This is a genomic window from Clostridium swellfunianum (assembly GCF_023656515.1).
Lineage (GTDB): Bacteria > Bacillota > Clostridia > Clostridiales > Clostridiaceae > Clostridium_AT > Clostridium_AT swellfunianum.
This window is the reverse complement of the sequence record NZ_JAMOFV010000006.1, coordinates 1,877,522-1,897,493: the sequence shown is the minus strand read 5'-3', so window position 1 is coordinate 1,897,493 and position 19,972 is coordinate 1,877,522. Positions and strand designations below refer to the sequence as shown.

Below are 19,972 nucleotides of genomic sequence, written 5' to 3'. Positions count from 1 at the left end.
AAGGGAGACGATTAATATGAAATTTATAGATTTAAGAAGCGATACAGTCACTGTTCCAACCCAAGCAATGAAGGATGCAATGTATAATGCTGAGGTAGGGGATGATGTTTATGGTGATGACCCTACGGTAAATGAACTTGAGGCCTTTGCAGCAAAACTAGTTGGAAAAGAAGCTGCTTTGTTTGTTCCAAGTGGAACCTTTGGAAACCAATTAGCTATTATGACTCACTGTAGAAGAGGCGATGAGGTTATCGTGGGTGATGATAGTCACATTGTAATTCACGAAGTTGGAGCTTCAGCCGTTATTGCAGGTGTACAGTTAAGGACATTAAGGAGCAATAAAGGGGCACTTGATCCTGTTGAAGTAGACGCTAAGATCAGAGGAACTGATATACATTTTCCTGAGACAGGGCTTATTTGCTTGGAGAATGCTCATTCCCTAGGTACAGTAATATCTTTAGAAAATATGAGAAGTATTTATGCTGTTGGAAAAAATCATACTATACCAGTACATCTTGATGGAGCAAGGCTGTTTAACGCTGCTGCTGCTCTTGGGGTTAATGCAAAGGAAATAACTAGATATTGTGATACAGTTAACTTCTGTCTGTCAAAAGGCTTGTGTGCGCCCATAGGATCAATCTTAGCTGGAACAAAAGAATTTATAGCAAGAGCTAGAAAGGGTAGAAAGCTAATGGGGGGGGGGCTTAGGCAGGCAGGTTTCCTTGCCGCTGCTGGTCTTGTGGCTCTTAAAGAGATGGTAGGCAGAATCTCTGAAGATCACGCAAATGCAAAATACTTGGCTGAAGAACTATCAAAAATACCTAGCATAAGAGTGAATCTGGAAGATGTCCATATTAATATGGTTTTCTTTAAGGCAATTGAAACAGATAAAGATTTAGATAGATTAGTTCAAGAATTTTATAATAGAGGAATTAAGATAAATCCCCCTGAAGATGGTGAATTTAGATTTGTTACAAACTATTGGATCAGCAAATCTGATATTGATTTTGCTATAAACACTTTAAAAGAACTTCTTTAAACTTAAAAAAGCTGCTAAAGCAAATATGCTTTAACAGCTTTTTTTATAAAAATTTCTTTTCAAACTCTATAATTAGTTTTATATATTTATCCTGAATTCCTCTTTGTGCGGCTTCACTTTCAACATCACTACAGCTCTTTTCCACTTCTTCCATAGCTTCTTTGCTTAAAGCTCTCTTTGCGAAGGTGTAGATAGCTGTATCCTCCTTATCTATATGCCTATTCAGCAAATCAGTATAGCTTATGGCATTAGCTATTACATCAACTCTTGCATCCATATCCCCTTCTTTAAGTTTATGAAGAGCAGTTTCAAGATTTGCCATATAATGTCTTCCCATATCATGCTCAACAAACATTCCTGCTACTGGACCCTTTGCTATCTTTTCTCCAAGCTCATCACCCATTTTTTTAAATAGGATATTCTCTTCCTTGGCATGATGATGTCTATCCGCATAGCTTCTTACAAAATCAATTACTTTGTAAAAATCATCAAAATCAACTTCTTCGTAATTTAAAACCTTTATACACATTACTCTTATCACTTTGAGCATTCTTTTTATATTATTGTGCTCACTTACCATTAATTCTATAGCATCCATTGTAACCCTCCTAAGTTTTTACACATAAAGTTATTATGCTTAATACCTTAAATGTGTAGCTTTATATCATTAGTTTTGTTCTATGTGAGATAAATATTCTCATATTTCAATAAGTAATTCAATAAATTCATAATAATTTTATCAACTTTTTAAATAATTAATATAGAAATAAAAATGTTGAAGTTATGATATGAATATATTACAATTACTATGTAAATAGGAAGTAGTATAGCATATATACTTGATTTGAGAGGAGAAATACAATGAAAAATTGCTTAGTCGCACAATCAGGTGGACCATCCGCTGTAATTAATGCATCATTTATGGGAGTATTAGATCAAGCTATAGAAAGTAAATGCTTTGATAATGTGTATGCTGGTATAAACGGTATTGAAGGAATATTAAATGATAAAATTATAAATTTGTCTCAAATATCCTATGAAAGCCTAAAAGGTATGAAATATACACCCTCTTCAGGGCTTGGCTCATGCAGATATAAAATGAAAGATTACAAAAATGACAGCTCAGAATATGAAAAACTGTTTGATATATTTAACAAATATGAAATCGAGGCTTTCTTTTACATAGGCGGAAATGATTCAATGGATACAGTTAGAGCTTTAACAGAATACACAAAGGAACATGGAATCAGCAACATAAAGATTATGGGAATTCCGAAAACAATAGATAATGACCTTATGGAGACTGATCACACTCCAGGCTTTGGCAGTGCTAGCAAATATATCGCTACTACTGTTTTAGAGTGCTACTTGGATTCATCGGTATACATAAATAATGGCGTATTTATAGTTGAAGCTATGGGTAGGGATACAGGTTGGCTTACAGCTAGTGCTGCACTTGCAAAAATAAATGGAAAACCTGTAGTTGATTTTATATATCTTCCCGAGACAGATTTTGATGAAAAGAAATTCATAAAAGATGTTGCTAATCGCTTCAAAGAGCAGAACAAGGTGTTTATTGTTGCCTCAGAAGGTATTCGATATGCAGATGGGGAATTTGTCGCAAAATCTTCAAGTACTTCACATGATAAATTCGGCCACGCTCAACTCGGCGGAGTATGTGGAACTTTGAAAAACATGATAGTGGAAAGTGGGATAACTTCTCGTGTTAAGACACTTGAGCTTGGAGTAGCTCAAAGAGCTGCTATGCACTGTGCTTCCTCAACTGATATTGAAGAAGCTTACAGTGTTGGAAGAGAAGCTGTTAAATACGCTTCCGATGGTAAATCTGGTTACATGGTTGGTATAAGAAGGCTTCAAAATACTCCATACAAATCCGACACAATATTGGTAGATCCATCGAAAGTGGCAAATCACGTTAAGTATTTCCCTAAGGAATGGATTACTGAAGAAGGAAACTGGATTACTGAAGAAGCAGTTGATTACATATCACCGCTTATACAAGGAACACCTGATATTCCTCTTGAAAATGGCCTTCCGAAATATTCAATAATTCCAATACAATAAAAAAAGACCCTGGGGTCTTTTTTTATTGTATATTATTAAAAATCAATACTGCTAACTATAGACTTTAGCACAGGCTTAATATCTTCCCAGGCATACCCTTTTCTCATTAGGTAGTCAGCAAGTTTTTTGCAAAGCTTTTGTGAATTGCTTTCTGTTTTTATAAGAACAGAGTATCTCTTCTCTGCTAGTCTATTTAATTCTTCAAAATCAATGGTTTTTTCTTCGGTAACACTAATTTCTTTTTCAGAAAACTCAATCTTTGATAATGTTTCATCAATTATATCCTTTTGGTAACCATTTCTAAGCAGATACTCCCAAAGCTTGCTATATATCTTTCTGTTATCTGATTCATTTTTTGATAGTATCTTATATTTTTTTTCAGCTAGTTTAAGAGCTGTATCAAACTGAAAAGAGTTACTTATTTCCTTAAGCTTATCCTCAATTAAAGGCTCACTTATACCTTTCCTTAGAAGCGAATACTTAATTTTATTTTTACCTTGTGATTTTATTTTTTCTTTTATATACAAGGAAACAAACTGTTCATCATTCAGGAAATTATAGCTTTTTAGAAACTGTATTGCACGAGCAATTGCCTTTTCATCGTATTCTTTTTTAATCAGCTTGTCATAAATTTCTTTTTCAGATTTATAGCTTCTTTCTATTTTCTTTAAAGCATCATTTTTGCACTTTAAATAGTTATCCTCATCAACAATTTCCAGAAGTTTTTCAATATTAACTGGATTGTTTGGTTTTAAACCATGTATATATACAAGTTCTGCGCTGCAGGAGAAAGAATATTCTCCATCTATAAAAATGCTAACTCTTTCTTTGTTTCTCTTTTGGATTTCTATCTTTGTGATAATCTTTTCATCATCAGTCATATAAGACCACCTCAATTAAGTTGAAGTTATTTTGGTGATAAAATATGTATAGTAGGGTTGTTAAACACTTTCTTCGCCGCTTCATACATATCCTTGCTTTTTATATCCTCAAGGTTCTTCATGTCGTCAACAAACTCGTATATACTCTCATCTTCCAAACATTGGTGCAAAACATAATTACCAAGATCTGTTGAGTCTTCAAGAGTAGCTGCCACAGCTGTCTTAAGAACCTTTTTCATAAGAATTACAGTATCATCATTAAAATTTATGTCACCACTTTTAATTCTCCCAATGCAGTTATCAATAACATTTAAAGTTTCTTCTACGCTTTCAGGTGCAACTGCAGTATATATATATAACATCTTTACATACTTGGTCATATCAAGATGAGAATATACATCGTAGGCCAAACCTCTATCTTCTCTTAGTTCCCTAAAGAGTATTGAGTTAGCGCTTTCACCAAATTTGTGATTTAATACCTTAAGGGCCAGCTCTTCCTTCTTGCTTAGCCCGTGAAAAGTAAAAGCGTAGATTACTGTACTTTGTTCAATATTTTTCTTTAGGGTTATTTTTTTATCTTCTTTATTATCTTCAACAATAACCTGAACGTCTTCAATGTTCTGCCTGCTCCAGTCGATGAAGTATTTTTCTACCATATTCGATATTTCCATGTGGTCAAATGGGGATACAATGGAAATAAAGCAGTTGTTAGGCGCATAATGCAGTTTATAATAGCTTAAAAGTTGCTGTTTTGTAAATTTTTTAACAGTTTTTTCTTCTCCTAAGGTATCATATTTTAACGGGCTTTTTTCAAAAGCCATTTCATGTATTTTATTAAAACTGTAGTCCTCAATATCATCCTTGCTAGTTCTTAGTTCTGCAAGTATAACTCCCCTTTCCTTTTCTACTTCTTTTTCAGGAAACTTGGAGTTTTTAACCATATCAGAAAGTATCTCAATAGAAGCTTCCAGCTCTTCGCTTAATGCTGTTATATTGTACACTGTGCATGAGTAATCGGTATATGCATTATACTCTCCGCCTCTTTTTTCTAAAGCATCATTTATCTCTTCATTACTTTTATTTAATGTTCCCTTAAAAAGCATATGCTCTATAAAATGTGAAATGCCTCTATCTGCTCCTGTTTCATAAAGGGAGCCTACCTTAAATCCAATATGAATTGAAGCAAGCTGAGTATCTCTCTTTATGCTTATAAGTCTTATACCATTATGTAAAATTTTTATATCAGCATCAAATATTCTCTTATCCATACATACTCCTTTAACATTAATTTTATACGTACTTAACTATTATAATACAATGCTGCTACAAATGTTAAGTTATTTGTATAAATTATCAATTAGCAGATAAATAGCATTTTGTGAATACTAATCTTCCTAAGATTTCTAAAACTAAAATAAGCCCGGCATTTGCCGAGCTATTGTTTATGTAGGTGGTGGAGGCGAAGCACAACTCTTGAAATCCACTTTACTATCTATAAACAAATTTTTTCTGAATAACTTTATTTATGAAAATTTGATTTCTCTAATCCAATCATTATGAATTCTTTAGTTTCATAGGTAGAGCAAAGCTCACCTAGTAAATAACTTTTAACATAAAAACTTATTATCTGTGCAAAATAATTTAAAAGGTGGTGATTATATAATGACTAATAAAAATAGTAACCTTAATTCGAAGCAAAAAGAGATTACTTTAAATTCTACCGGTGAGAATCAAGACACTAACTCAAGCAATTTTAAAAGTGTTGAACGTCTTCCAGAATCATCACGTCCAAGACGAGATGGCCCTGGGGGAGAAGATGGAGATTAATTTGTACTAAGTTAAATAAACAAGTGGTGATATATAAAATATCGTCACTTGTTTATTTAGCTTTTATTATCCTTCCCGAAAGTATTTCCTGCTTCTGTTCTCCACTATTTTTTTAGGATGGTCTATAATATTAGAATAATATTTCATGCACTAGCATGAAGTTTTTGCAAAAACATGAAACCCTATAGTTTGTTTAATAAAGTACGGGGTTTCTCAACAGTCTGACCTGGAAAATATCCGTGTTTTCACTCATTCAAGTCGATTTAACAAAAAATATAGTTCATAGTAGAAATCACCTTTATAACTGGTGCATCCGTAGTCTATAAGAACATTTTCACTGCCTAAAATTCCCCAGGAACTGGTGCAAATGAGATCTTCATAGTATAAGTAAAACCTATCGGCAAGGTAGTTCAGTTCATTGAAGAAGTCAGGTTCATTCTGTATGCTCTTTAGATAAATATATTTTTCTTTAATAGTTTTTGTTAAGGGTGTGGCTCTCTTCATAATCAATAAGCGGGGTTTGCAGCTTATTATAGGGAAAAGATATTTTTTTAATTTTATCGGAGCGTTAGAATATACATGCTGTTCAATCTTATTTTGGTAATATCCTTCTTTATCCTTTGCAAGTTTTAAAACATATTCCTCATTAAGTGCAAAAACCTTTCGGTATATTCCTTATCCTAAGATTTCAAATTTGTTGTAGAAATCTTCTTCTTTCATGTTGTATAGCTCGGTAAAAAGCTCTTGGCTGATACCCAATTTCAATCCTCCAAAAAATGAATATATACTATATCAATATTATTAATATAGTATATTGGGTATAGAAACAATTACTTTCTCATTCTAAAATATTTTGAATAAAGCCTAAACATCAGCATTATATCTTCCTGCTCTCCTGAGTATGTTGGCTGTTGATAATATAATTATATACACAGCAAAAATAGAAAATCCTCGACATTTCTGTCGAGGATATGTATGGTGGAGGCGAAGCACAGTATGCAAAATCCACTTTTATATTGTATCAATTGTTAAGTTTTATCAATGAATGTATTTATTGCTTTTTCAATCTCCTGCTTTACCTCAAAATAAGCTGCATCCGGATCATTCCATGACTTTATTGGTTTCCCATCTTTAGGTACAGCAACCAAGTCTTTTAATTCAGAATTTAACCAATCACATATTCTTAATATAACAGGAATAACAACGGCACTTTTATTTTTATGCCTTTCAAGCGCCATCTTCATTTCCTTTTCAAAACAGTATGGAGATACTAAGAAGTCTGTGCTGACCAATAATAATATGATATCTGCCGTTTTTAAATTTTCTAATATATCTTTTTCTAACTCACTACCGGCAATTAAACATCTGTCATTCCAAGTTTCTACCTTTTTATTTCGCTTTAACATTATTAAAGCTTTATCCAACTCTTTTTTCATACCTTCGTCTTCATGACAATATGATAAGAATACTTTTATCTTCTTTATTCCATTCTCTCTATCATAAGCATTCTCAATATCTACACCCCTTATTCTACTTATGTCAATAATATTACTGTGACCATTAAACTGTGATTTTATATTTTTTTGCTTATGTACTAAAAAGTCATTATTTAGTTTATATAAAAGAGTTGAATGTCGTCTTACACTAATAAAATTGAAAGTACTTTCACATTCCTCACATTCAAATTCATTATCATTTAAACTTGTATCAATAACACACTCCTCGCCACAATTAGGGCATAAAGATACTTGTTTTTGAATAATTAGCCCATTAACATTTAAAAACTTAAAATATTCATTAGCTTCTTCACTTGATATTCCAGAATATCTAGCGAATCTATCATAATCCAAACATTCTAGTTCTTTATTAGATAAACTATCTAGCCATTTCTGCAGTTTTTGATATAACCATTGATTCATATTCCTTATATTTTCTATATCCATATTCAAAATCCTTTACTCCAAAATCTTTATAGAAATGCATATATAAATACTCACAGCTGTTAGTATTATATCTTACTCTTAAATTTCTATCATCCTCAATCCAAATTACCTTAATCTCTGAAATTTTATTTGAATTCTCAATAGGATCCCTTAAAGCCATATATGTTTCTGAAGTATATATAGAGGCTCTATAGTTTTCTCCTTTAACTTTTGCACTAACATTAGTGCCATCACTGAATCTTAAATATGTAACTATACCATCTATTCCCGCCATATCTTCATTATCTATATCTTTACTATTTAATATATCTGTTATTAATAGCTGATCAAAATATCTAGTTATTGAACTTATTATATCAAATACATTATTATCTTTAGCCTTAGATTCTATATTTTTAACATTAATTTTTCCTTTGGCTTCTTGAGCAAAATTTTCAATAAGCTTGCTAAGTTCTACACTTTTTGATGAAATCATTTTATTATAAATCTGCTGATATAACTCTTCAGACATATTATATAATGCAACCTTATGTTTAGTATTAAAAGAATTAAATTGTAAAGTAAACATTTCAGTTACTATATCCATATATTTATTATATAAGTACTCTGGTTTATACTCTTCCTTATATAAACTTGTCTTTGGATAAACCTTGCAAATTGCTATTTTTTTTATTAAATCTATTTCTATTGGAATATAGCTATGCTCATCTATTAAATTGCCTTTAGCATCAAATTTTTTAATAAGATAAGCAAAAATCATTTTTATCTTACTTATTTCATTAGTCTGTAGATTTAATATACTCTTACATGCTACCAATTCTAATCTTTCATCCTCATTACTTAAAAGCGAAGTAGCTATATAATTGAAATTAGAATCTCTATCATATTTTTCACTAATAATATCATCTAATTTATCTTTATATCGTATATCATTATTAAAACCATATAAATTATGAATGTATACATCTTTTTGTTGACCATAAAAAAGTTCTTCGAACAAGTATTTATTTAATGTAGATTTACTAAGGCGTTTCTCATTAATTAGCATCGATATGTACTCATTTAAGTTACTACCGTCTTTAAAGTCTTCTTCATCTAAATCTTTTATAAAGTTTTTTAGCGAAGTTTTGGTTATATTGTTAGTTATTAGACTAGATAAAATAAAAATAATATCTCCCCCTATGATAAAACGATACATGTACTGTTAATTTTACAACATACATAATTATTCTACAACAATGATATTGCAATAGTTTTATTAATAATTTATCAACATGAAAAAAACTTTAATTATACTCTTCACTAAATATATACATTTTCATTTTATATACCTAAATTAAATCTACTTAATCACTTAGTTTACCTTTAATATTTAGGTGATGAACTGGAGTTTCATTAATTATCTTTAAGGTATCCTTAGGTAAATCAAGTAGTATTTCAATTTCGCTAGGTTCAAGGGATAAATTATAATTCTCAGACAATTCATTCATAAACTCTCTTGGTTTTAATACCTTTTGTTCCAACAACATTTGCACTGATGTTCTCAATAGTGAAGGTTGGGCTGTATGAAGTGTGTCATCCAAGGGTTCATTTTTCTTTATTCCCTTCTTTTGCATATTTCTCATTAGTTGTTGATAAGCATTACTATCTATGAGTCCTAGATTATATGAACGTCTAATCATAGCTGAGATTGAAACTTTCCATTTCTTTTTTAACTCAATATAGTAAGCCAGATTATCTGCATATATACCAACATCTTTAATAAATGCATATTTAGGTAGTAAAAAAGCTGAAGCAAATGCATGAGCTTGATTTTCTTTTTCTTTAAATTCATCCTTATTTAAAGTTTCGATATCTTCACTCCACTCATGCAACAGTATGTGTCCAAGTTCATGAGCTATGTCAAAATGGATTCTAGCTGCTGTCCCCTTATTTTTTGAGCATCCAATCAGGTATTTTTCTAATTTATCAATATTAATTAACTGGCTGAAAGCATCAATATCGTCTGTATTTGTTTCAAACATAGTCACAATTATTCCATTTTGTTCAACTAGATATATGATATTATCTATTGGTTTATCTCCAAGATTCCAAAATTTCCTTAATGCGATTGCAGCATCTTCTGGATTATCAAAATTTTCTTGTGGCAAATTGGTAGACGGAAACTCAATATATTCATTTAAGTATCTAAATATCTTTGAAATAAAGTCAACTTTTTGAATTTGCTCGCTCCTATATTTTTTACTTGTTGTAAGTAAAGCTCTAAAATAAGTAGAACCATTCTTAACTGATACTTCATCAGCCTCCAGGAAAAACCTTTTAGGAAACCCTAATACTCTACTCATATTTGCTATCGTAGTTAATTCTGGATTATTCAACTTATTATTTTCATACATGGAAACTGTTTGCCGTTGTAATTCAAGCTTTTCTGCCAACTCTGCAACAGTAAGCCCTCTATATATCCTTGCTGCTTTTAATCTTTCTCCATTAAATGCGGTTTTACTTTTCATTTCTATGCCTCCCCGAATAATTAAATTAATTATTCATTATTCCTGATGTCCTCTTCTTGTACTTTCTTTACATCACCCAGAGCCCCTTGGTCAATTTTATCCTTTGCCTTTTGCTTAAGTTTTAACCCGCTTGATGGATTTATATAAACTGGTTCTACTTCTGCAATTGACTCTGCTACTGAACTTTCATTAACTTCAATATAGTTACTCCAGTCTGACTCTTCAACAACGTTCAAATCACTCTTAATTATACAACATCTTAATGATATTAGCTCATAGTTACTGCTTCTAAACAGTATCACAGCGTGATGCTTTACAATATTATCTGGAATACTCAGGTCCTCAAATATCTTATGTACTATCTGTTGTATTTTTTCTTCGTCAAAATAACTTTGTTGCTGTAGAAAACTTAACTGCCCTTGAGAAGATGTTAAATCTTTATTTAGAGCTTCTGCTAATGCTTGAGCGTAGTGAGCACTTTTTCTTTTAGTAACCTCTTTTCTTAAATCTTCTATACGCTCTTCTCTCATTAAGGTATATAGCATCCCAGTACTTTTTTCAAATATGGGTTTCATTTCCCAGCTGCCACGTTTTGTAGGTTTTGATACATAATGCTCCTCTGGAAAGTTTTTGCTGATATTTCTATTTATGAAATCCCATATTCTATTCGGTGTGCCGTTTCCAGTATCTAATTCATTAATTTTTATATCAAGCTTTATGTCATCTCCAACTGCCTCAGATAAACTTTTAACAACTCTTTTGATAAAGTCTGATGACTTATTAACTAACTCCCCATACCCTTCCATGTAATCATCTCCTATTCCAATATTGATATATTATGTTAATATTGTAGGACATTTTTCTAAATCCGTCAAGTAAGATGTTAGTTTTTCATATTTTTATCGTATGTAGAGTTCTATTTACCTAAACATGTGTTATGAAATTTTTACGATAGACTCCTATTTCGCATAGTCCACCTTTAGTAAAATTAAGAAAGTCCTTATAAAACATCTTCTTTATAGGGACTTCAACTGGACTTAATTATTAAACTAATTTTTTTAACATCTCGCTTATTTCATATTGATTTAATGTATCCATATTTTTCTCTGTTACATTTAACCCCCATTCGGGCGTGCTTTTGCCTTTGGGATAGTCTCTACTTCTAAACAAATCATTGTCTTTTGTTAAATCAACTGCTGGAATTAGGAATATCTTACTTATGCCATTGTTATAAAATAAAATAGTAGCAATAAATAAACTTTCATCTGTTGTATCTATATCTTTTTTCTTAATTTTTATGTATCCTGTACTAGGTTTTCTTATAGATTTCACCTTAAACTTATAATATTTATCCTTTACTTTAGCACATATATTAGCGTCATCTAAGTTATTGTCCATCAAGTCAAGCCCCAGAGTTTTTAGTTTATCCCTAAGAAAAACTTTTGAGTACTTTCCTAGCTCAGTAGTACTCATGCTGAATAAATTACTTTGCAAACTTATCACTCCTCTACCCTATTTTTCAATTAATATTATATCTTTTGAAAGGCACAATCAAATTTGGATTTTTTAATTTGAGCTAAATTTCCCACTATCATTCTTAGTTCATTACCCATATGTCCGTAGCACTTACTTGATTTTTCTTAAATTTTTTGGTATCCCAAATACCCATACCTTAAAGTTACAATTATAAGTATCATAGGTAAGAAACTATCTAATGATTTTAGCAATATATATGTCATTAGGCGATATTTCTATAACGCTTAAAAAGAGTGACCTTTTTTATAGAAGACTTGATTTTGTAAGCTTCATAATCCTTTAAAATATTAAAGACCACGTTGAATATTACTTCAACATGGTCTTTATAAACAATTACCTTTTCAACATAATTCTGAATGAACTTTTTACACTCAGGTATATTTCTTTCCATTACAAATCCTCTGAACATAGAAAACAACTGTTTCACCTGTTCCTCCATTATCTTAGGTGCCTGGCTTCTACTTTCTTGTTCTTTTACAGAGACCTCCAGTTTCGTCTTTCTCTCCTTTAACTCATCCATTTTAGCTTTAAATTCTTCGTGCGCAAATCCTTGCATTATTGCACTTACTATATTATTTATCTGCTTATCTATATCTTCTAATTCTTTTAGCATTACTTCTGTTGATACTTTTTCTTTACTAGCTTGCTCCTGTATATGCAGATTGATTTTTTCTACAAGTATAGGGATTGCATTGTCATTCAAAATATGTTTCTCTAGTTCTGACAAAACAAATTCTTCAATGTATTCTTTTCGTATTTCCTTATTATCACAGTCCCTTTTCTGCGTTCTGCTTCCACACCTATAAGATACATACATAGGCTTATTATTCGGTTTTCTCCTGTTTCCTTGCATTGCTGAACCACATTCACCACAGAATATTAGTCCTGAAAGCAAGTATATTTCCTTTGCCTTGTTTGCTCCAGGAGCCTTTTTTCTTGCCACCATCATTTCCTTTGCTTTTTCGAATGTATCTTTTGACACAATAGCCGGCATTCCGCCATCAACTCTAATTACCTCACTATTATCTTTAAATAGATGACTGTTTCTCTTTCCAAAGACATCCTTTTTAGAACTTTTATTAAAAACATATACTCCTGAATACTTCTCATTATCTAATATGCTATAGATACTATTCTTGCCGAAAGTATTACCTGCTTTTGTCTTCCAATCTTTTTCATTAAGATAATCTATAATATTAGCATAACTGTAACCATTAATATACATATCAAATATCTTTCTTACTATCTCTGCTTCAGCTTCATTTATTATATACTTTTTTTCTACATCTACGTTATATCCCAAAGGAGGTTGTCCACCTGTATGTCTGCATTGATAAGCTGTTTCTTTCATACCTTTCATAACTTCTCTTGCAAGATTGGCAGAATAATATTGTGCCATTCCTTCGATAACCGATTCAAGGATTACTGATTCTGGACTTCCATCTAAGTTTTCTACAATACTGATAAGTTTGATACCGTTAGCTCTTAGTTTACGTTTGTAGATAGCTGAATCATACTTATCTCTTGAAAACCTATCTAACTTATGAACTATTACTGTATTGAATAGTCCTAATGCACTATCCTTTATCATTTGCTGAAACTCAGGTCTTCTATCTGATGTAGCTGATTTGGCTTTATCTGCATATATCTTTACAATTTTTATATTATTTCTCTTAGTGTATTCTTCTATTGCCCTTACCTGAGCATCTATGGACTCATCCCTTTGGTTATCTGATGAATATCTTGCATATATTGCAGCTGTATTCACAGCCTCTAAATCACTTCTACTATTAGGCATTATAAGCTCCCCCTTTTTCAGCAAGATATATTTGTGCTAAAAGTTTAGCTGCTTCATTATAAAATTTAGCATTACTTTCTTCAGATACTTTTTCTGATTTATTTGTTTCGCAAGGTTCATAAATTCTTTTATATAATTTTTCCCTACATATTTTAGATTTTACTGATTGCATATTTTCACCTCCTGTATTTTGTTGCCTTTGACATCGACATTATCAGCAGTGCCGATATTTTAGGAATATTGTATACATATATCCATGTTTTTCCAATACCTCAATATATAATATATATTTTCTGAGACTTATTGGATACATTCAATTACTTCACAAAAGCTCACTATTGGAATCTCATTATCATGGCACAGATTTACTAAAGTATTAATATTAAATATTTCAGCATCTTTTATTGACCATAATAAAACTGCTTCAATATATCCACTTTTAATATCTTCAAATAATTCATGAATCTCGAAGTCTTCTCCGAATTCATCAATATATTCTTCTATTTCAGATGTATGATCGGATAGTTCAAAGCTCAGCCATTGAAGCCTTCCATACCCTGTAGAAAGATTTTCTCCTGTTTTTTTCTTTCTTATATATACTCCTATTCTTTTTTCTATGATTTTTATTAATTCTTTCATACTATCCTGCTCCTTTCTAATCCTAATATTAGTTTTTATATATAGAATACTTCATAATATCTTATTTACCATATACTCTAATCAATTTCACAAGGGCTTGCAGGGCGCAAACCTCTATTTAGCACTTTAGTCGATGATATTCCTGGGAATATGCAACAGACGCACCCTTTTCTTTTCCCTTCCGTTTATCTTAACAGCTTTTTTAGGTAGGTTCTGTGGATTCTCCGACTCCTGAGATTCAGTTTTAATCATTTCAGCCGCAGCTAGGTTCTTCCACATCATTTTAGGAATTATTGATATTCTCCTATTACTCTTCGACAAGAAGCTGTTGACAGCATCATAGGTAATTTGAGGGTATAGATAGTAAAATTCATTGTCGCAATAACCTATGAATTCACCAGTTCCAAATGAAAACTCCGTTTGGTTCGTTCCAACTAAATTTTCAACACGGATCTTTCTGGTGTTGAACATCTCTTTCAAGGCCTCAATAAACACGACCTCAACGTTCTGCTCCTTGATTAACTCAGATTGATTTGCGATTATGTCCTCGAACACCTTCTTCGATGTATTAAGAAGTTCTTCTCGCTTATTTTGGTCTATAACCTCGTTAACATGTGCATACTCCAAGAATACATAAAATGCGACTTCCAAATATGCAGCGGCATCTGACACTCGCCCATGCACATTCGAAGAGTTATAAGAGTGTCTTAGCTCCTCAAATTGAGCTTTTATCTCCTGAGTAAGTCTATCTCCATTATTAATAATAAACCTGATAAAACCTAACATCGATTCCCTTAGCTTAACACTGTTGTGCTGTAGTTCTGTTAAGACATCAAGGTTGATTTCGCTCTTCACTATCTCAAGACCTATATATCGAGCATTAGAAGATTGCCCTAATGGAAGGTCTTCTCCTGTGGCTATCGCCATCCCCCTTGGAATGTAGGTTGCTTGAAGGTCTGTGTTTGAATTCAAGCGACCCCTTCCTGTTCTGTCACCATACATTCTGAGCAGCTTTTCAGCTACTCGTCTCATCAGCATTGCCTCCGAAGGTATTGAGTTAGGGTGGTAATCGTCAACTAGAAGTAGTGAATCCTTGAGACAATGTGCTCTCTTTTCAATGGAGTTTTCCGTATCCCTAAAGCTGGCAGGAGGTGAATTATAAGCGAAATCCCCAAAATGAGACAGAAGCATTTTTGCGATGAAAGTCTTTCTGCTGCCTGTGATTCCATGAAGCCATACAATGAAGTCAGGGCTGAGCCCAGCATCCTTGAAGCACTGAACTAGCGTTGAAAGATATACTACAGCAAGCATTGGGATTGTAACCTTTAGCGATGCCAAGTTTAGTATCTTCAGACTCATTCCAATTGCGCTCTTGATATCAGTGATTTTCGACGGCATCTTGTAAAGACTAAGACCCTTGTCTAACTCAACTTTCACATCTTCTGCCCCAATTGCCCCTCCATAGTGAAGATATACTCTTCTATTTTCCGCAAGATTACACCATCCTGTATGAGTAAAAATCTGTTCCCTCTGCTTCATCCCGCTTATCCTTTGGATTACCTCCCTGACCTTATCCTTATATCCCTGACCAGAGAAAATTATAGCCCCTGAGCCGCACTCCTTAATGAGCCAGTTCATACTTTCATACTCCTCTAGCTTTATATTCTGAGCATTTATCGGCAACCCGTTTTCAAGCAACCCCTCAACACATACGAAGTGCTCCTTCTTAAGTCCATCCGTCTTGATTATTTCCTTCGTTATCCGCAGTATGAAGTTAGCCAATGTAACCTTGGCGCCCTTAAATAGCATGCATAGGTTACCTTTTTCGTCCAGATATATGTCTTTGATGAATCTCAATCTATCGAGATAATAACTGTACTTAGGGTCACTTGGGGGATCTATCTTGGTTACTTCATATAGGAAAGCGGATGGACTATTTTTGATTTTGCCGTCTTCATCCTTAATTATCTTATTAAAACACTTGCCTATATGCTTCCTTCTGCATCCAAAAGTTGTGCATCGTGGTGTTCCACATCCGTCCTCACTGTTGTCTCTTTCCTCTATCAGCTTTTGAATCCTCTCTTCGCTGCGAGTATCGTGCTTGTGGCACATCCTGGAAAAGTGATAGGCAAGCGCCTCATTATCCGAATTCACAAGCAAGCATATAATAAGAAACCAATCGTCCTCGGGAAGACCTTCCTTCATCTGTATCTCCATAGCTTCCTTGAACATTGGACAGTGCTCAGAAAATTTCGTACACTGATATTCTGCAATTTTATCGCTCATCCCCTGCTCTGACATTTCATATGAAAAAGATCGGTTGTTTCCACCTTGTTCTTTTGCTACTGGTTTGCTCTTCCCCGACATAATCTCAAGAAGCCAGTCAGGTGCAGCAGCAATGTCAATTTCATCAGGGCTAAGCCCTTCAATCCATTCATATTGACCACCGTTTTTATGAAATGAGGGGGGCATAATTGTCTGTTGCCCCGTCCCCAGAAAAGCAAGTTCTTTGTGATTTCCCCCCAGAGTGATTTTGAATTTTTTTGTGATTGTGCCAACTGGTGTCTTATACAGAAGCCTCTTTCCTTCCCCCGGCGTCTTGAAAGACCATGTCTTTGGTAAATCACCCTTGGAAATCTCCTCTAATACAGATAGCGCCTCTTCCCCATCTATATCAATGCCAACAATACTGGACCTTTCCCCCAGAGCCAGTCCAAATGAAGGACATAAAGACCCTCTGAACCATCCATCAATAGTATACAGAGTAGTGTTAGTGATATTGGTCCAACCTTTAGTCATTGGAATTTTTCCTTCGCATTCAAATATAGGCATTCCCTTAGAGGCAAGCTCCTTTGCCGCCTTCTTCATCTTTTCAATTACAGCCACATCCATGCTCCCACCTCTTTCAATTATTACTCTTTTATTTTGATTACAGCCACTGGATAGTCACCGTCTGTATAAAACTTCACTTCACCAAAAGTTTTTGATGTTATCCCATCAAAATTCAAGTTAAAGCGTTCAATAACTTCTAATACTAATTGCTTGGCATAGATATGCCCCTTCCCCCCGCTAAAACTAACGTTGAAATAATTTTCATTACCGGGAATATCTTCTGACACAACAACTGAATCTTTCGTGAACCCAATTTGCAGCTTGGTTGGTTTTTTCAACTCTTTCATAACAAAACCAGCAAAGGTGATTCTATTACCATGCTTCTCAGTGCGAACAGCAGTCATAGCGCCAGGTTCACTCCATACTTTTTTCAAGCCCTTGCTCTTGGAAGCTTCAACCTGTGTTAAATCAAAAGTTTCTTCATCAGTTTCTTCATCAGTTTCTTCATCAGTTTCTTCTACTGATTCTGTTCTTTCTTCTGCCTTTGTTCCTTCTACTTCATTTAACTCATTTTTCTCTTCAATGTTTTCTTGACTCTTTACTGAAGTGTCACCATCTTCAAGATTGCAATCGTTCGTTTCTAAAAACTCCTCATTTTTAATCATTCTATTCTCCTCCCCATTGATTTCTATTGTTTCTTTTTTTCTAGCATGAAGTTCCATTTCACTTTTTTCTGCTTCTATAATTTGGTTTTCTTTTACTTTTATCATAGTGATATTCCTCCCTAAAGGCCCTGAGAGCCCTGATTATTTTGCTTAGCATCTCTTCAATTTTATTTTGAATTTTGAATATAGCTCCTTTCTTATATCTCAATCTCTTCTAAATCCTCAGGTTGATATATTCGTTGCTCAGATATTTCCCATGGCTCACTAGCTGTAAAGTTATAAATATTGAGATAACCCTTGTCCATCTGCGTATCGATTGAAACATAGCGGCCTACTAGACTATTTTCATCGAAACTTCCATCGGTCGATTCTAACGAGGTTGCCTCAAGCAATTTTTCAATAAGCATCGTATTATTAGCAAACAGTAGGAATGTCCTGCTCGCTCCAAATTGATTCCTAACGTGTATCTTTAAAGCGTCGCTTTTAGGATATCTGACAACTTCTGCACTATCGATTTTCACATCGTAATTCCCTTCAGTAATTTCTTCATTTCTTTTAAAAGCAAACATAATATCGCTCCTTCAAATTTATTTTTAATCTGTTAAGTTGATGAGTTTACAACTTTCATCAATTTGAAAAAAAGTATTATCCTCCTTTCGTTTGTTGTTATTACTTGTTACAAACATATAATAAAGCATTTAAATATACCTCTCGTAGAAAATAATAAAGCATTTTTTCATCGATTTTTTTCAATGACAAAAAAAGAAAGAATTGATAAAATAGATTATTTATCGATTCTTTCTAACCTTCTCTTCAATTAATCCTAAATCAATTTTATATAAGCTTTTTTCCGCTTTATCTAATCCTCCGTTTATGTTGCCTTTATCATCTTTCTCTCCATTAACTTTTTTATCTATTCCTTTGTTCAAGTATTTTATTCTATTCTTGCCCAATTCATTATAAAATTCTATCATCTTATCATCAGGTAGAGCCATGAACCTTGTATAAAATAAATTTACTTGATCTTTAATAATATTCACCTCTGTTTTGTTTCTTTCAAGCTTTGTTAAACTATAGCAAATATCCGCGATATTATGAGAAATTACTCCCCACTCTCTTTCATCTCCATACTTTTCCCATAAATTCCTTTGTTCAACTATTGTATCATTTACTTTTTCAAGCCATTCTTCTGCCTCTTCCTCTGTTGTATATTGACCCCTAATAATTTTTTGAAAGTAAGGTTCATTTTCATTCTCGCATAAGCTTATCAATAATACTGTTGTAATAACATTATATTCGTATCCTATATAATTTCCTTTTGACTCTTGAATCAAGTTTATTTCTTCATTTAAAAAGTATGGTCCTTTTCTTACTTTCTTTATTCTCTTTATATTCTTTACCATCTTTCTATCATTTGTTTTTTTTCTCTTCTTTATTTTAGTTACTTCTTTTACGTTATTTACCCCATATACCTTTTTTACTTTGTTATGCCACTCAAGTAAGTCTGTTTCGAGCAGAAACTCCATTATTTTATCCAGATGATTTTTCTTCGTTTCATATTCCCATCCTTCATTATTCCACCGAGGTACTAAATCAATAATATCTTTTTTTGTAAAAGTCTTCATTGTTGTTCCTCCAAAGTTTAAAGGTATTGTGTTACAAAAAAATAAAGCCTAATCACAGTTTATATGACTTAGCTTTATTTATTATAAAAATATTATTCAATTTTTAGTTGGAGCTATAGTTAACTCCTGATATTTATTCCTTAATTTTTTTATTATTTAATTGTGCCTTTTTCTAATAATGTACCAACTACGACTAACACCTTACCAACTATTTTTGCTGTCATTTTTACTATTATTTTCACACTCATCTTAAACTCTCCTCTTATACATATTATTTGTATACTTAGTATTCACTGGAAAGCATCATTACGCTATGCTCAGAATCGTCGATTGCATATATCTTAGCATCTATTGGTTCGCTAGCTGAAAATAGATATACTTTCTTATATGGCTCTACCTCCTGTTTATGGATAAGTTCTTGGTTGAAGCCATTATTTGACTTTATGCTTCTAAGTTCAAATACCTGTAAATAATCAATTGTAAACTTTTCTTTTTTCTTTAGTTCGTCTATAAGGCTCCATAATAATAGTCCTAACTGTATACTTATGGTTTCATTTACTCCTTTTGTTATATACCTTTCATTATCAAACAT

Annotated in this window: 19 protein-coding genes; 3 read left to right on the top strand and 16 right to left on the bottom strand. The window is 32.7% G+C overall.

Features of this window, described 5'->3' with window-relative positions; all coding sequences use genetic code 11:
- Positions 1-16: 16 nt before the first annotated feature.
- Entirely contained in the window at positions 17-1,039 is a 1,023-nt protein-coding gene (ltaE, locus tag NBE98_RS08655; protein ID WP_250814549.1) for a low-specificity L-threonine aldolase, read from the top strand.
- A gap of 43 nt (positions 1,040-1,082) precedes the next feature.
- Here ltaE and NBE98_RS08650 read toward each other — a convergent pair whose 3' ends face one another.
- Positions 1,083-1,637 carry a hemerythrin domain-containing protein gene (locus NBE98_RS08650; RefSeq protein WP_250814548.1) on the bottom strand — a complete coding sequence of 185 codons (555 nt, stop codon included), beginning with the start codon at positions 1,635-1,637 and terminating at the stop codon, positions 1,083-1,085.
- Between the two features lie 263 nt (positions 1,638-1,900).
- Here NBE98_RS08650 and NBE98_RS08645 point away from each other — a divergent pair, with 263 nt between their 5' ends.
- On the top strand, positions 1,901-3,124 hold the full coding sequence (locus NBE98_RS08645; protein WP_250814547.1) for a 6-phosphofructokinase: 1,224 nt from the start codon (positions 1,901-1,903) through the stop codon (positions 3,122-3,124).
- Positions 3,125-3,159: 35 nt separating this feature from the next.
- On the opposite strand, the gene recX is transcribed toward NBE98_RS08645, so the two are convergent.
- Together recX and NBE98_RS08635 are read right to left on the bottom strand one after the other, a co-directional pair.
- Entirely contained in the window at positions 3,160-4,005 is an 846-nt protein-coding gene (gene recX, locus NBE98_RS08640) for a recombination regulator RecX (RefSeq protein ID WP_250814546.1), read from the bottom strand.
- A gap of 26 nt (positions 4,006-4,031) precedes the next feature.
- Positions 4,032-5,273: a M16 family metallopeptidase gene (locus NBE98_RS08635; RefSeq protein WP_250814545.1), complete on the bottom strand. Its 1,242-nt coding sequence runs from the start codon at positions 5,271-5,273 to the stop codon at positions 4,032-4,034.
- Between the two features lie 394 nt (positions 5,274-5,667).
- Here NBE98_RS08635 and NBE98_RS08630 point away from each other — a divergent pair, with 394 nt between their 5' ends.
- Positions 5,668-5,832 (top strand): hypothetical protein, encoded by a 165-nt coding sequence (locus NBE98_RS08630; protein ID WP_250814544.1) that lies wholly within the window; start codon positions 5,668-5,670, stop codon positions 5,830-5,832.
- Positions 5,833-6,860: 1,028 nt separating this feature from the next.
- Here NBE98_RS08630 and NBE98_RS08625 read toward each other — a convergent pair.
- The 13 genes from NBE98_RS08625 to NBE98_RS08565 form a co-directional block, all read right to left on the bottom strand.
- Positions 6,861-7,775: a toll/interleukin-1 receptor domain-containing protein gene (locus tag NBE98_RS08625; protein ID WP_250814543.1), complete on the bottom strand. Its 915-nt coding sequence runs from the start codon at positions 7,773-7,775 to the stop codon at positions 6,861-6,863.
- Positions 7,708-8,823 carry a hypothetical protein gene (locus tag NBE98_RS08620; protein WP_250814542.1) on the bottom strand — a complete coding sequence of 372 codons (1,116 nt, stop codon included), beginning with the start codon at positions 8,821-8,823 and terminating at the stop codon, positions 7,708-7,710. Before NBE98_RS08620 ends, NBE98_RS08625 begins: the two co-directional genes overlap by 68 nt.
- A 298-nt stretch (positions 8,824-9,121) precedes the next feature.
- Entirely contained in the window at positions 9,122-10,285 is a 1,164-nt protein-coding gene (locus tag NBE98_RS08615; protein ID WP_250814541.1) for a helix-turn-helix domain-containing protein, read from the bottom strand.
- A gap of 29 nt (positions 10,286-10,314) precedes the next feature.
- A complete protein-coding gene (locus tag NBE98_RS08610) occupies positions 10,315-11,091 on the bottom strand; it encodes a DUF5986 family protein (protein WP_250814540.1) in 777 nt (258 codons plus the stop codon).
- A 238-nt stretch (positions 11,092-11,329) separates the two neighbouring features.
- Positions 11,330-11,779: a hypothetical protein gene (locus NBE98_RS08605; protein ID WP_250814539.1), complete on the bottom strand. Its 450-nt coding sequence runs from the start codon at positions 11,777-11,779 to the stop codon at positions 11,330-11,332.
- A gap of 244 nt (positions 11,780-12,023) precedes the next feature.
- On the bottom strand, positions 12,024-13,619 hold the full coding sequence (locus NBE98_RS08600) for a recombinase family protein (protein ID WP_250814538.1): 1,596 nt from the start codon (positions 13,617-13,619) through the stop codon (positions 12,024-12,026).
- On the bottom strand, positions 13,612-13,791 hold the full coding sequence (locus tag NBE98_RS08595) for a hypothetical protein (protein ID WP_250814537.1): 180 nt from the start codon (positions 13,789-13,791) through the stop codon (positions 13,612-13,614). Before NBE98_RS08595 ends, NBE98_RS08600 begins: the two co-directional genes overlap by 8 nt.
- A gap of 128 nt (positions 13,792-13,919) precedes the next feature.
- Positions 13,920-14,258: a hypothetical protein gene (locus NBE98_RS08590; protein ID WP_250814536.1), complete on the bottom strand. Its 339-nt coding sequence runs from the start codon at positions 14,256-14,258 to the stop codon at positions 13,920-13,922.
- A gap of 126 nt (positions 14,259-14,384) precedes the next feature.
- On the bottom strand, positions 14,385-17,150 hold the full coding sequence (locus tag NBE98_RS08585) for a bifunctional DNA primase/polymerase (protein ID WP_250814535.1): 2,766 nt from the start codon (positions 17,148-17,150) through the stop codon (positions 14,385-14,387).
- Between the two features lie 20 nt (positions 17,151-17,170).
- Complete coding sequence (locus NBE98_RS08580) at positions 17,171-17,860, bottom strand: hypothetical protein (protein WP_250814534.1); 690 nt, start codon at positions 17,858-17,860, stop codon at positions 17,171-17,173.
- A 92-nt stretch (positions 17,861-17,952) separates the two neighbouring features.
- Positions 17,953-18,324 carry a hypothetical protein gene (locus NBE98_RS08575; RefSeq protein ID WP_250814533.1) on the bottom strand — a complete coding sequence of 124 codons (372 nt, stop codon included), beginning with the start codon at positions 18,322-18,324 and terminating at the stop codon, positions 17,953-17,955.
- Between the two features lie 219 nt (positions 18,325-18,543).
- Complete coding sequence (locus NBE98_RS08570; RefSeq protein WP_250814532.1) at positions 18,544-19,380, bottom strand: hypothetical protein; 837 nt, start codon at positions 19,378-19,380, stop codon at positions 18,544-18,546.
- 283 nt (positions 19,381-19,663) lie between these two features.
- Positions 19,664-19,972 carry a DUF960 family protein gene (locus NBE98_RS08565; RefSeq protein ID WP_250814531.1) on the bottom strand — a complete coding sequence of 103 codons (309 nt, stop codon included), beginning with the start codon at positions 19,970-19,972 and terminating at the stop codon, positions 19,664-19,666.

Excerpts from the sequence above, each read along its gene's own strand:
- ltaE (WP_250814549.1), top strand. The coding sequence starts at position 17 with ATGAAATTTATAGATTTAAGAAGCGATACAGTCACTGTTCCAACCCAA.
- NBE98_RS08650 (WP_250814548.1), bottom strand. The coding sequence starts at position 1,637 with ATGGATGCTATAGAATTAATGGTAAGTGAGCACAATAATATAAAAAGA.
- NBE98_RS08645 (WP_250814547.1), top strand. The coding sequence starts at position 1,901 with ATGAAAAATTGCTTAGTCGCACAATCAGGTGGACCATCCGCTGTAATT.
- recX (WP_250814546.1), bottom strand. The coding sequence starts at position 4,005 with ATGACTGATGATGAAAAGATTATCACAAAGATAGAAATCCAAAAGAGA.
- NBE98_RS08635 (WP_250814545.1), bottom strand. The coding sequence starts at position 5,273 with ATGGATAAGAGAATATTTGATGCTGATATAAAAATTTTACATAATGGT.
- NBE98_RS08630 (WP_250814544.1), top strand. The coding sequence starts at position 5,668 with ATGACTAATAAAAATAGTAACCTTAATTCGAAGCAAAAAGAGATTACT.
- NBE98_RS08625 (WP_250814543.1), bottom strand. The coding sequence starts at position 7,775 with ATGGATATAGAAAATATAAGGAATATGAATCAATGGTTATATCAAAAA.
- NBE98_RS08620 (WP_250814542.1), bottom strand. The coding sequence starts at position 8,823 with ATGCTAATTAATGAGAAACGCCTTAGTAAATCTACATTAAATAAATAC.
- NBE98_RS08615 (WP_250814541.1), bottom strand. The coding sequence starts at position 10,285 with ATGAAAAGTAAAACCGCATTTAATGGAGAAAGATTAAAAGCAGCAAGG.
- NBE98_RS08610 (WP_250814540.1), bottom strand. The coding sequence starts at position 11,091 with ATGGAAGGGTATGGGGAGTTAGTTAATAAGTCATCAGACTTTATCAAA.
- NBE98_RS08600 (WP_250814538.1), bottom strand. The coding sequence starts at position 13,619 with ATGCCTAATAGTAGAAGTGATTTAGAGGCTGTGAATACAGCTGCAATA.
- NBE98_RS08595 (WP_250814537.1), bottom strand. The coding sequence starts at position 13,791 with ATGCAATCAGTAAAATCTAAAATATGTAGGGAAAAATTATATAAAAGA.
- NBE98_RS08590 (WP_250814536.1), bottom strand. The coding sequence starts at position 14,258 with ATGAAAGAATTAATAAAAATCATAGAAAAAAGAATAGGAGTATATATA.
- NBE98_RS08585 (WP_250814535.1), bottom strand. The coding sequence starts at position 17,150 with ATGGATGTGGCTGTAATTGAAAAGATGAAGAAGGCGGCAAAGGAGCTT.
- NBE98_RS08580 (WP_250814534.1), bottom strand. The coding sequence starts at position 17,860 with ATGATAAAAGTAAAAGAAAACCAAATTATAGAAGCAGAAAAAAGTGAA.
- NBE98_RS08575 (WP_250814533.1), bottom strand. The coding sequence starts at position 18,324 with ATGTTTGCTTTTAAAAGAAATGAAGAAATTACTGAAGGGAATTACGAT.
- NBE98_RS08570 (WP_250814532.1), bottom strand. The coding sequence starts at position 19,380 with ATGAAGACTTTTACAAAAAAAGATATTATTGATTTAGTACCTCGGTGG.
- NBE98_RS08565 (WP_250814531.1), bottom strand. The coding sequence starts at position 19,972 with ATGTTTGATAATGAAAGGTATATAACAAAAGGAGTAAATGAAACCATA.